Annotated in this window: 9 protein-coding genes; 7 read left to right on the top strand and 2 right to left on the bottom strand. The window is 72.9% G+C overall.

Annotated elements, in window-relative coordinates:
• Positions 1-6: 6 nt before the first annotated feature.
• A complete protein-coding gene (guaB1, locus tag OHL10_RS06600) occupies positions 7-1,461 on the bottom strand; it encodes a GMP reductase (protein WP_265521376.1) in 1,455 nt (484 codons plus the stop codon).
• A 108-nt stretch (positions 1,462-1,569) separates the two neighbouring features.
• Here guaB1 and dxs point away from each other — a divergent pair, with 108 nt between their 5' ends.
• The gene (dxs, locus tag OHL10_RS06595) at positions 1,570-3,480 is read left to right on the top strand and encodes a 1-deoxy-D-xylulose-5-phosphate synthase (RefSeq protein ID WP_265521375.1); all 1,911 of its coding nucleotides are present in this window, start codon (positions 1,570-1,572) and stop codon (positions 3,478-3,480) included.
• Between the two features lie 24 nt (positions 3,481-3,504).
• On the opposite strand, the gene OHL10_RS06590 is transcribed toward dxs, so the two are convergent.
• Positions 3,505-4,602, bottom strand: coding sequence for a carboxylate-amine ligase (locus OHL10_RS06590; protein ID WP_265521374.1), 1,098 nt, complete (start codon positions 4,600-4,602; stop codon positions 3,505-3,507).
• 325 nt (positions 4,603-4,927) lie between these two features.
• Between OHL10_RS06590 and pflB the strand changes: the two genes are divergently transcribed.
• The 6 genes from pflB (at position 4,928) to OHL10_RS06560 (ending at position 11,884) form a co-directional block, all read left to right on the top strand.
• Positions 4,928-7,210 (top strand): formate C-acetyltransferase, encoded by a 2,283-nt coding sequence (gene pflB, locus OHL10_RS06585; RefSeq protein WP_265521373.1) that lies wholly within the window; start codon positions 4,928-4,930, stop codon positions 7,208-7,210.
• 90 nt (positions 7,211-7,300) lie between these two features.
• Positions 7,301-8,197, top strand: a complete 897-nt coding sequence (gene pflA / locus OHL10_RS06580) for a pyruvate formate-lyase-activating protein (RefSeq protein ID WP_265521460.1) — start codon at positions 7,301-7,303, stop codon at positions 8,195-8,197.
• Between the two features lie 68 nt (positions 8,198-8,265).
• Positions 8,266-8,469 (top strand): ribbon-helix-helix protein, CopG family, encoded by a 204-nt coding sequence (locus tag OHL10_RS06575; RefSeq protein ID WP_265521372.1) that lies wholly within the window; start codon positions 8,266-8,268, stop codon positions 8,467-8,469.
• Entirely contained in the window at positions 8,435-8,851 is a 417-nt protein-coding gene (locus OHL10_RS06570; RefSeq protein ID WP_265521371.1) for a type II toxin-antitoxin system death-on-curing family toxin, read from the top strand. Before OHL10_RS06575 ends, OHL10_RS06570 begins: the two co-directional genes overlap by 35 nt.
• An 88-nt stretch (positions 8,852-8,939) precedes the next feature.
• Positions 8,940-11,144: a DEAD/DEAH box helicase gene (locus OHL10_RS06565; protein ID WP_265521370.1), complete on the top strand. Its 2,205-nt coding sequence runs from the start codon at positions 8,940-8,942 to the stop codon at positions 11,142-11,144.
• Positions 11,141-11,884 (top strand): PIG-L deacetylase family protein, encoded by a 744-nt coding sequence (locus OHL10_RS06560; protein WP_265521369.1) that lies wholly within the window; start codon positions 11,141-11,143, stop codon positions 11,882-11,884. The genes OHL10_RS06565 and OHL10_RS06560 overlap by 4 nt, the downstream gene beginning before the upstream one ends.
• Positions 11,885-11,965 lie beyond the last annotated feature (81 nt).

Below are 11,965 nucleotides of genomic sequence, written 5' to 3'. Positions count from 1 at the left end.
CGCCCGTCACCAGCCGGACGGCAGCGGGCGCCCCTCCTCGTACCCGGCCGCCGACTGGATGCCGACGAGGGCACGGTCGGCGAACTCGGGCAGCGTGCTCGCCCCGGCGTACGTGGCGGCGCTGCGCAGCCCCGACGTGATCTCGTCGACGAGGTCCTCGACGCCCGGGCGCGCCGGTTCGAGGTACATGCGCGAGGAGCTGATGCCCTCCTCGTACAGGCCCTTGCGCGCGCGCTCGAACGCCGACCCGCCTGCCGTCCGTGCGGCGACGGCCCGGGCGGAGGCCATGCCGAACGACTCCTTGTAGAGCCGTCCGGTGCCGTCGTCGTGCAGGTCGCCGGGGGACTCGTAGGTCCCCGCGAACCAGGACCCGATCATCACCTGGGAGGCGCCGGCGGCCAGCGCGAGCGCGACGTCGCGCGGGTGGCGCACCCCGCCGTCGGCCCACACGTGCTTGCCGAGCTCGCGGGCGGCGGCCGCGCACTCCAGCACCGCCGAGAACTGGGGCCGCCCGACGGCGGTCATCATCCGCGTCGTGCACATCGCCCCCGGGCCCACCCCGACCTTGACGATGTCCGCGCCCGCGGCGACGAGGTCCCGGACACCGCTCGCCGTGACGACGTTGCCCGCGACCACGGGGACCTGGGGTTCGAGCGAGCGCACGGCCTCCAGGGCCTGGAGCATCTTGACCTGGTGCCCGTGCGCGGTGTCGACCACGAGGACGTCGACGCCCGCGGCGAGCAGGTCGGCGGCCTTCGCGGCGACGTCGCCGTTGATCCCCACGGCGGCACCGACGCGCAGCCTGCCCGCCGCGTCGAGGGCGGGGGTGTAGACCGACGAGCGCAGCGCACCCTTGCGGGTGAGCACCCCGACGAGCGAGCCGTCGCGCGTGACCGGCGCGACCTTGCGGCGAGCGACGTGCAGACGCTCGTACGCGGCCTCGAGCCCGGCGGAGCCGTGGCCCTCGACCAGCACCGCGTCGAGCACGAGCGGGTTCGCGGACATGACCTGGTGCACCTGCGTGAAGCGGTCGACGCTCTCGCAGTCGGCGGCCGTCACGATGCCCACGGGGCGCCCGTCGTCGACGACGACCGCGGCGCCGTGCGACCGCTTCCCGATGAGCGTGAGCGCGGTGTGCACGGTGTCGTGCGGCCCGACGACCACGGGCGTCTCGATGACGGGGTGCTTGCTCTTGACGTCCGCGACGACGTCCGCGACGACGTCGGTCGGCACGTCCTGCGGGATGATCGCGATGCCGCCCCGGCGGGCGACGGTCTCCGCCATCCGTCGACCCGCGACGGCGGTCATGTTCGCCACGACGAGCGGGACGGTGGTGCCCGTGCCGTCGTCGGTCGCGAGGTCGACGTCGAACCTGCTCGTCACCTCGGACCGCGAGGGCACGAGGAACACGTCGCCGTAGGTGAGGTCGGTGGTCGGCGTCTGGCCGGGGAGGAACTGCATCCGGCCATCGTAACGATCCGTCGCCCGGTACCGGCGTCTCGGTGCGTGCGGGACGGCGCCGAGCGCCTAGAGTTGTGTGGCTGGTCGAACAGGACGAACGGAGCGGTCATGAGTCTTCTGCGCACGATCACCTCACCGGAGGACGTGCACCGGCTGACGCCACGTCAGACGGGCGAGCTCGCTGCCGAGATCCGGGAGTTCCTCGTGGAGTCCGTCTCGCGCACGGGCGGTCACCTGGGGCCGAACCTCGGTGTCGTCGAGCTGACCATCGCGATGCACCGCGTCTTCAGCTCGCCGGTCGACACGTTCGTCTTCGACACGGGCCACCAGTCGTACGTGCACAAGCTGCTGACCGGGCGCCACGACTTCTCGGCGCTGCGCAAGCGCGGCGGGATGTCCGGGTACCCGAGCCGCGCCGAGTCGGAGCACGACGTCGTGGAGAACTCCCACGCGTCGACCGCCCTGTCGTGGGGCGACGGGATCGCCAAGGCGAACGTCGTGCGCGGCCTCGACGACCGCCACGTGGTCGCCGTCATCGGTGACGGCGCCCTGACCGGCGGCATGGCCTGGGAGGCGCTCAACAACATCGCCGAGAGCCAGGACCGCCGCCTGATCCTCGTCGTGAACGACAACGGGCGCTCGTACTCGCCGACGATCGGCGGGCTCGCCCATCACCTCTCGACGCTGCGCACCACCCAGGGCTACGAGCAGTTCCTCGACTGGGGCAAGCGCACCCTGACCCGCTCGGGCGCCCCCGGCCGGTTCGCGTACGAGTGGCTGCACGGCCTGAAGAAGGGCCTCAAGGACGTCGTGGCCCCGCAGGGCATGTTCGAGGACCTGGGCATCAAGTACATCGGGCCCATCGACGGGCACGACATCGAGGCCATGGAGCACGCGCTGCGTCGGGCGCGGGCGTTCGGCGCGCCCGTCATCGTGCACGCGATCACCGAGAAGGGTCGCGGGTACACGCCCGCCGAGCAGGACGTCGCGGACCGGTTCCACGCCGTCGGGCAGATCCACCCCGAGACCGGGCTGCCCGTCGCCCCGTCGCGCTTCGGCTGGACCAAGGTCTTCGCGGACGAGATCGTGCACATCGGCCGCCGCCGCAGCGACGTCGTCGCCATCACGGCCGCGATGCTCGAGCCGGTGGGGCTCAAGCCGTTCTCGCAGGCGTTCCCCGACCGGACGTTCGACGTCGGGATCGCCGAGCAGCACGCCGCGACCTCCGCGGCCGGCATGGCGTTCGCGGGGCTGCACCCCGTGGTCGCCGTGTACGCGACCTTCCTCAACCGGGCGTTCGACCAGGTCCTGATGGACGTGGCGCTGCACAAGGCGGGCGTGACGTTCGTCCTCGACCGTGCGGGCATCACCGGCGACGACGGCGCGAGCCACAACGGCATGTGGGACATGGCGATGCTGCGCATCGTGCCCGGGCTGCGCCTGGCCGCGCCCCGCGACGAGGCGACCCTGCGCAGCGCGCTGCGCGAGGCGGTCGACGTCGACGACGCCCCCACGGTCGTGCGGTACCCCAAGGGTGCGCTCGTCGACCCGATCGAGGCCGTCGACACCGTCGACGGTGTCGACCTCCTCGCGGTCCCGGCGTCGAGCACCGCGGTACCGGGGAAGGGTTCCGCGCCCGCCGCGCCCCGCCGCGTCCTGCTCGTGGGCATCGGCTCGATGGCGCAGACCGCGATCTCCGCGGGCGAGGCGCTCACGGCGCACGGGCTCGCGGTCACGGTCGCGTCCCCGACGTGGGTCCTTCCCGTCCCGAGCCCGCTCGTCAAGCTCGTGGGCGAGCACGACCTCGTCGTCACGATCGAGGACGGTGTCGCCGACGGGGGAGTGGGTGCGCTCCTCGCGCAGCGCGCCACCGAGGCCGGGATGCGGACCCCCGTGCACACGATCGGGCTGCCGGCCGTCTTCCTCGACCACGCGTCCCGCGACCAGGTCGTCACCGAGCAGCGGATGACGGCCGCCGACGTGACCCGCGACGTCCTCTCCGCGCTCACGCGGGACTGACGCGCTCGGGCGCGCCCGACGCGCTCAGGCCAGCGTGGCCGTCGTGGCACGTTCCACGACGGCGCGCAGGTCGCCGCCCGAGTCCGCGAACCAGGCCCGCTGCTGCGCGGCTCCGCCCCCGGACGCCCAGAGACGGCCGAGCAGCTCGGTGACCGTCTCGAGGTCCCCGGCGTCGACGAGCGCGTCGCGCACCCGGGCGACGAGCTGCCCGACGACGTCGTGGGCGGGGGCCGGGCGCCACGTGAGCGGCGAGAGCAGGTCGCCCGCGAGGCCCGAACGGCCCGCGCGCCACGAGGCCGTGCGCAGGAGCTCGGTCCGCAGCTCGGGGGCGGGCCTGCCGTCGGCTGCCTCGCGCGCGGCGGTCTCGACGAGGCCCCGCGCGAGGGCGGCGACGAGGGTCGCGGTGTCGGCGTCGAGGCACACGTCGGCGATACGGATCTCGACCGTCGGGTAGCGGGCGGCGAGCCGGGCGTCGAAGTACACCATCGCCTCGTCGAGGATCGTCCCCGTCGCGACGAGGGCGTCGACGGCGTCGTGGTAGGCCTGCGCGGTCCCGAACGCCCGGGCCGGGCCGGACGTGGGCCAGCGTGCCCACACCTGGGAGCGGAAGCTCGCGTACCCGCTGTCCTCACCCTGCCAGTAGGGGGAGTTCGCGCTCAGGGCGAGCAGGGGGGCGAGCCACGGGCCGATGCGGTCGAGCACGGCCACGCCCTCGTCGTCGGACGATATTGCGACGTGCACGTGGCACCCGCTCGTGAGCTGCTCGCGCGCGGTCAGCCCGAACGCCGCCCTGGCCTCGAGGTAGCGCAGGCGTGAGACCGTCGTCCCCTCGAACGGCAGGGGCGAGGTCGACAGCGCAGCGACGCGCGCACCGACCCGGTCGGCGGCCTCCTGGGCGCGCACGCGACCGGCCCGGATCTCGTCCGAGAGCTCCTGCAGGTCGCTGCGCGGGTGCGTCGCGGTCTCGAGCTGCTCCTCCATGAACTCGGACTCGAGCGCGCCGGCCCCACCGTCCTTGTCCGAGGCGCCGGTCGCGTCGAGCGCCTCCTGCGCCTTGGCGACGGGACGTCCGTCCTCACCCACGAGCAGGAACTCTTCTTCTACTCCCACGGTCCTCGCCATGCGGAGAAGTGTCACACGTCGTCCGGGCGCATGCCGTCCACGCGCGAGGACGAGCCTGCGCCCGAGAACCGAGGTCAAGGGCGCGTCATGTGAAGGTACTCACGAGCGATGTGCGGAGCCCGTGATCCGCATGCTGCGTGGCGCCACGAGCGAGGGTCAGGGGTCTATCGCCGCAGGTCAGCGCGGGACCATGGACCCTCGCCGCAGGACCAAGGTCCTGTGATTGACGAGACAGGCGATTCATCGCTCCGTCAAGGAAGAGTGGTCGTAGCCTGGAGACGCGGAAAGGTCACGCGGAGAGCGGGCCGGAGACTCAGGAGGTCTGATGACCAGCGTTGCAGAGGTCCGAGGGAGCGGTGCTGACGCACCGGACAGCGTCCACGTGGCGGCCTGGGAAGGGTTCACGGACGGACCCTGGCGGGACCAGGTGGACGTGCGCGACTTCATCCAGCGCAACTACACCCCCTACCGCGGCGACGGCGAGTTCCTCGCCGGGCCCACCGAGCGCACGAACGGCATCTGGGGCCGCCTCACCGCGATGTTCCCGGCCGAGCGCGCCAAGGGCGTCTACGACGTCGACCCGCACACGCCGGCCACCATCACCGCGCACGCACCGGGGTACATCGACCGCGAGAACGAGCTGATCGTCGGCCTGCAGACCGACGCGCCGCTCAAGCGTGCGATCATGCCCAACGGTGGGTGGCGCATGGTCGAGGGCGCGCTGGAGACGTACGGCTACGACGTCGACCCGGACCTGCGCAAGGTCTTCACCGAGTACCGCAAGACCCACAACCAGGGTGTCTTCGACACCTACCCGCCGGCCGTGCGCGCGGCCCGCAGCTCCCACGTCATCACGGGCCTGCCCGACGCGTACGGGCGCGGCCGGATCATCGGCGACTACCGCCGGGTGGCCCTCTACGGCGTCGACGCGCTCGTCGCGGCCAAGCGCCTGGACCGAGCCGCGCTCGACATGCAGCCGGCCAGCGAGAGCGTCCTGCGCGACCGCGAGGAGAACGCAGAGCAGACGCGGGCGCTGGGCGAGCTCGCCGAGATGGCGGCGTCGTACGGCTACGACATCCGTCGCCCGGCGGCCACCGCACGCGAGGCCGTGCAGTGGCTGTACTTCGCCTATCTCGGCGCGGTCAAAGAGCAGAACGGTGCGGCGATGTCGCTCGGGCGCACCTCGACCTTCCTCGACGTCTACCTGCAGCGCGACCTCGACGCCGGGACGATCACCGAGTCCCAGGCCCAGGAGCTCGTCGACGACTTCGTCATCAAGCTCCGGATCGTGCGGTTCCTGCGCACGCCCGAGTACGACGCGCTCTTCTCGGGCGACCCCACGTGGGTCACCGAGACGATCGGCGGCCTGGGGGAGGACGGCCGGCCCCTCGTGACCCGGACGTCGTTCCGCTACCTGCAGACCCTGTACAACCTGGGCCCGGCGCCCGAGCCGAACATGACGGTGCTGTGGAGCCCCGAGCTGCCCCAGGGGTTCAAGGACTACTGCGCGCGTGTCTCGATCGACACGTCCGCGGTGCAGTACGAGTCCGACGAGCTCATCCGCTCCCGGTGGGGCGACGACGCCGCGATCGCGTGCTGCGTGTCCCCGATGCGCGTGGGCAAGCAGATGCAGTTCTTCGGCGCCCGGGTCAACCTCGCCAAGACGCTGCTCTACGCGATCAACGGCGGGCGCGACGAGATCACCGGCAAGCAGGTGTCGCCCGCGGTCGCCCCGGTCACCGGGGACGTCCTGGAGTTCGACGACGTCATGGCCCGGTTCGACGCCACCATGGACTGGTTGGCGGCCACGTACGTGGAGGCGCTCAACTGCATCCACTGGTCGCACGACCGGTACGCGTACGAGCGGCTCGAGATGGCGCTCCACGACCAGGACGTGCTGCGCACCATGGCGTGCGGCATCGCGGGCCTCTCGGTCGCGGCGGACTCGTTGTCGGCCATCCGGTACGCGACGGTCCGGCCCGTGCGCGACGAGCGTGGCATCGTCGTCGACTACGTCACCGAGGGCGAGTTCCCCACCTTCGGCAACGACGACGACCGGGTCGACGACATCGCGGTAGACCTCGTCGAGCGCTTTATGGCGAAGGTCCGCCGGCACCCCACCTACCGCGACGCGGTGCCCACGCAGTCGGTCCTGACGATCACGTCCAACGTGGTCTACGGCAAGTCGACGGGCAACACCCCGGACGGTCGACGCCTGGGAGAGCCCTTCGCACCCGGGGCGAACCCCATGAACGGGCGGGACACGCACGGACTGCTGGCCTCGGCCCTCTCGGTCGCGAAGCTCCCGTACGCCGAGTCGCAGGACGGCATCTCGCTCACGTCGACCGTGGTCCCGGCGTCGCTCGGCCGCACGGGGGAGGAGCAGACGGCGAACCTCGCCGGCCTGCTCGACGCCTACATCGGCTCGAACGGGTACCACATGAACGTCAACGTGCTGAACCGCGAGACGCTCCTGGATGCCATGGAGAACCCGGAGAACTACCCGCAGCTGACCATCCGGGTCTCCGGGTACGCCGTGAACTTCGTCCGCCTCACCCGTGAGCAGCAGCTCGACGTGCTCTCACGCACCTTCCACGGCGCGGTCTGACGGCGAGAGCCGATCATGACCGTTCCGCAGACCCCCGCAGCGGGGACCCCGGCACCTATCCCCTTCGTGCCGGGCACCCGTTGCGGGACCATGGATCCGGCGGCGGCCCACTCCGCCGCCGGGTCCGCCACGGCCGCCCCCGCCCCGAGCCGCAGGGCCGGGGCGGGGACCCACGGGCTGCCCGTCGCGGCGCCGGAGCGCGGCGATCGGCTCGCCGCCCTGCGCACCGGCGAGCTCGGCTCGGTGCACTCGTGGGAGCTCGTCACCGCGGTCGACGGCCCGGGGACCCGTCTGACGGTGTTCCTCAGCGGCTGCCCGCTGCGGTGCCTGTACTGCCACAACCCCGACACCCTCGCGATGAAGGACGGGCAACCGGTCACGGCGGACGAGCTGCTCGGGCGCGTGCGACGGTACGTGCCGGTCTTCCGGGCCACGGGTGGCGGGATCACGCTCTCCGGCGGCGAGGTGCTCATGCAGCCGGCGTTCGCCGCACGCGTCCTGCGTGGGGCGACCGAGATGGGTGTGCACACGACGCTCGACACCTCCGGGTTCCTCGGGGCGAACGCGACCGACACGATGCTCGACGACACCGACCTGGTGCTCCTCGACGTGAAGTCCGGGGACCCGGAGACGTACCGCCGGGTCACCGGTCGCGACCTGGAGCCGACGCTGCGGTTCGGGCGCCGGCTCGCCGAGCGTGGCCTCGACGGCCACGGACCCGAGGTGTGGGTCCGGTTCGTCCTCGTGCCGGGGCTGACCGACGACGCGGAGAACGTCGAGAAGATCGCCGCGTACACCGCCGAGCTCAACCGGATCCGTCCCGGCACCGTCACCCGCGTCGAGGTGCTGCCCTTCCACCAGATGGGCCGCGACAAGTGGGACGCGCTCGGACGCACCTACGAGCTCGCTGACACCCAGCCCCCGACGCCGGAGCTCACCGAGCGCGTGCGCGAGCAGTTCCGCAGCCACGGGCTGACGACGTACTGAGCGGATCGTGCGGACGGGCTGCCGTCCTGCGTCGGGTGATAGCGTGGTGATATCACCCGGAGGTGGTCATGGGCTCCAACCAGCTGGTCGTGCGATTCGACGAAGAAGAGAAGCGCGTGCTCGAGCAGGCCGCGGAGCGCGAGGGGCGCTCTCAGAACGAGATCGTGCGTGAGGCCGTTCGGCGGTACGTGGCGGACCGCACCGCGCTGCGCGACCGGCTGATCGCGGACGCGATCCGTGACTACGGGCCCGTCCTCGACCGGCTCGCCTGACGTGGAGTCGGTGGAGTACCTCGAGCTGGAGGATCTCCTGGCTGCGGCCGCCGCGCTCCTGGGTTCCGAGCCCGTCGTGAGCGACTGGGGCGGACTCGACTCCGCGGGCCATCGACCGCGCGCAGCGATGTTCGGCCAGGAGGCGTATCCCACGCTCGACCTCAAGGCTGCGGCTCTGATGCTCTCGGTGGTGCAGAACCACGCGCTGGTCGACGGGAACAAGCGCCTCGGCCTGGTCGCCGTCATCGTGTTCTACGGGCTGAACGGGTCCCGGTTCGTCGCGCCTCACGACGATGTCTTCGAGCTGACGATGTCGATCGCCGACGGGACCGAGACCCGGGTGTCGGTCGTTGCGGAACGGTTTGCCGCGTGGCGACGATGACGAACGCCGCACGGACGAGAGGCGGCACGATGGCTCGCGGGGACTCGGCGCGACCGGCGCGGCACGCCGTGCCGGCAGGGTGAGCGCCGTGGAGTCCCCGCGCGCGGGTAGCCGACAGGAGGCCCGTCAGGTCGTCGCGACGGCGGACGATGCAGCAGTCCCGGTCGACGCACTCGTCGGGGCGCCGGCGCGTCTCCGGCAGGGGGTGCTGGACGCGTTCGGCGACGCCCGCGAGGCCGAGGTGCGGGCCGAGCTCGCCGGGGTCGCGGTCGACCGGCTGCGCACCGTCAGCCGCGAGCGGCTGCGGACCGGCCTCCTCGCCGAGGGCGGGGTCGAGTCGGTCGCGGGTGTCCTGGCCGCAGGCCCCGTCGGCCTCGAACGCCTCCCCGGCATCGGACCGCAGACCGCGACGCACCTCCTCGCGGCCGCCGAGCAGATCGCCCGGGCCGTGCGCGAGACGCTGCCCGTGAGGATCGACGTCGCCCCGGGCGACCCCGACGCGACGCACCTCGTCCAGACGCTGCACACGCTCGACGCCGCCCGCCGGCTGGTCGCCCCCCGGACCGCCGAGGCCACCGCCTGGCTCACCGAGCACGCCGCACTGCGGGAGGCCGCGCTCCCGGCGACCACCGCGCTCGGGAGGGTCTTCACCACGCCCTCGGGCCGCCGTCGGGCACGGGACGCCGTCACGGAGCTCGCCGCGCTCACCGCCCGCGCCGAGGCGAGCGGACTCCTGCCCGACGCACGCCGCGTCGCCGCGCTCGAGACGACCCCCGGCGACCCGCTCGAGGTCTGGACCGACTTCCGCCGCCGCTCCGCGGCGTACTACGCCCTGCTCGACGACGTCGCCGACACCGGTCGCGACGTCCACGCCGCCGAGGGGCACCTGCCCGCCGGGCTCGTCGAACGGGTCGAGGCCCAACGCCTGGACACGTCCCTGCTGCGGGCGTCCCTGCGCGGGTACCAGTCGTTCGGTGCGCGGTACGCCCTCGCGCAACGGCGGGTGATCCTCGGCGACGAGATGGGTCTCGGCAAGACGATGCAGGCGCTCGCGGTCCTCGCGCACCTCGCCGCGGGCGGGGCGGACCGCGCGCTCGTCGTGTGCCCCGCGAGCGTCCTCGCCGGGTGGCTGCGCGAGCTCGCCACCCACACGGACCTGCCCGTGCACGCCCTGCACGGCCCCGAGCGCGACGCCGCCCACGCCGCGTGGCGCGAGGGCGGCGGCGTCGCGGTCACGACGTTCGCCCAGCTCAGCCGGCTGACGGACCAGCCGGTGGACGCCCTCGTCGTCGACGAGGCCCACTTCGTGAAGAACCCCGAGACGCTGCGTGCCCGCAGCGTCGTCGCCTGGGTCGAGCACGCCGAGCGTGTGCTGTTCCTCACCGGCACCGTCATGGAGAACCACGTCGAGGAGTTCCGTACCCTCGTCGGCTACCTGCAGCCCGACGTCGCCCGGGCCGTCGACGCGGCCCGCGGCGTCGTCGGCACCGACGCGTTCCGGCACGCCGTGTCCCCGGTCTACCTGCGGCGCAACGCCGAGGACGTCCTCGCCGAGCTGCCCGAGCTCGTCCAGGTCGAGGAATGGGAGGAGCTCGGGGTACCCGACGGTGCGGCGTACCGCGAGGCGGTGCGGGCCGGGTCGTTCATGGCCATGCGCCGGGCCGCGTACGCCGTCGACCACCCGGAGGACTCTGCCAAGGTGCTGCGCCTCGTCGAGCTCGTCGCCGAGGCCGCCGACAACGGGCGCAAGGTCGTCGTCTTCTCCTACTTCCGCGACGTCGTCGACCTCGTCGTCCGGGCGCTCGGCGACCTCGCGGTCGGCCCGCTCACCGGGTCGGTGCCCCCCGCCCGGCGTGCGGTGATCGTCGACGACTTCACCACGTCCGAGCGTCCGCTGGCCCTCGTGAGCCAGATCGACGTCGGGGGAGTGGGGCTCAACCTCCAGGCCGCGTCCGTGGTGATCCTCTGCGAGCCGCAGACGAAGCCCACGACCGAGGCCCAGGCGATCGCTCGCGCGCACCGCATGGGGCAGGTCAGCAGCGTCCAGGTGCACAGGCTGCTCACGGTCGACAGCGTCGACGAGCACCTGATGACGATCCTCGGCACCAAGGCGCGGCTCTTCGACGCCTACGCACGACGCAGCGCGCTCGCGGAAGCGGTCGGGGACGCCGTCGACGTCTCCGAGGCCGACCTCGCCCGGACGATCGTCGCGGCCGAGCAGGCCCGCTGGGGCACGCCCCAGCCGGTGCCGGTGCGGCGCGACGTCGAGGACGCACCTACCGTGGAGCGATGAGCACCCCTGACGCCCTGACCCCGTTGCCCGAGGACTTCTCGCGCGCGCTCGCGATCGTCGCGCACCCCGACGACCTGGAGTTCGGGGCGGCCGCGGCCGTCGCCCGGTGGACCGGGCAGGGCAAGCACGTCGTCTACTGCATGGTGACCAGCGGCGAGGCCGGGATCGACGGCCTGCACCCCGACGAGGCCCGCGGCGTCCGGGAGGCCGAGCAGGTCGCCTCCGCCCGGGTCGTCGGCGTCGACGAGGTCGAGTTCCTCGGCCTGCCCGACGGCGTCCTCGAGTACGGCGTGCCGCTGCGGCGCGAGATCGCCGCGGTGATCCGCCGGCACCGGCCCGAGGTCGTCGTGACGATGAACCACCACGAGACGTTCCCCGGCGGGCCGCTCAACCAGGCCGACCACATCGCTGCGGGCCGTGCGGTGATCGACGCGGTCCGCGACGCCGGCAACCGGTGGGTGTTCCGCGAGCAGGTCGAGGCGGGCGGCCTCGAACCGTGGGACGGGGTGCGTCAGGTGTGGGTGGCTGCGTCACCGGACGCGTCGCACGGCGTCGACGTGAGCGAGACGTTCGCCGCCGGCGTCGAGTCCCTGCGCGCGCACGCCGCGTACATCGACGGCCTCGGCTGGGCCGACTTCGACCCGGCGGAGTTCCTCGGCCAGATGACGAAGGCCGACGGCGCCCGGCTCGGCGTCGAGCACGCGGTCGCCTTCGAGGTGCTGCGGATGGGCTGGGAGTAGCCACCCGTACGCGTCGAGCATGCGGTGGGGGGGGGGGGGGCGCGGGCGCCGGGGGCCCCCCCCCCGCGACCGGCGGGGGGG

Source organism: Oerskovia flava (assembly GCF_026163685.1).
In the GTDB taxonomy this organism is placed as follows: Bacteria; Actinomycetota; Actinomycetes; order Actinomycetales; family Cellulomonadaceae; genus Oerskovia_A; species Oerskovia_A flava.
Note: the sequence above shows the minus strand (reverse complement) of the source record. Positions and strands in the feature narration are given on the sequence as shown.

Excerpts from the sequence above, each read along its gene's own strand:
- guaB1 (WP_265521376.1), bottom strand. The coding sequence starts at position 1,461 with ATGCAGTTCCTCCCCGGCCAGACGCCGACCACCGACCTCACCTACGGC.
- OHL10_RS06575 (WP_265521372.1), top strand. The coding sequence starts at position 8,266 with ATGGGCTCCAACCAGCTGGTCGTGCGATTCGACGAAGAAGAGAAGCGC.
- OHL10_RS06560 (WP_265521369.1), top strand. The coding sequence starts at position 11,141 with ATGAGCACCCCTGACGCCCTGACCCCGTTGCCCGAGGACTTCTCGCGC.
- pflB (WP_265521373.1), top strand. The coding sequence starts at position 4,928 with ATGACCAGCGTTGCAGAGGTCCGAGGGAGCGGTGCTGACGCACCGGAC.
- OHL10_RS06590 (WP_265521374.1), bottom strand. The coding sequence starts at position 4,602 with ATGGCGAGGACCGTGGGAGTAGAAGAAGAGTTCCTGCTCGTGGGTGAG.
- dxs (WP_265521375.1), top strand. The coding sequence starts at position 1,570 with ATGAGTCTTCTGCGCACGATCACCTCACCGGAGGACGTGCACCGGCTG.
- pflA (WP_265521460.1), top strand. The coding sequence starts at position 7,301 with ATGGATCCGGCGGCGGCCCACTCCGCCGCCGGGTCCGCCACGGCCGCC.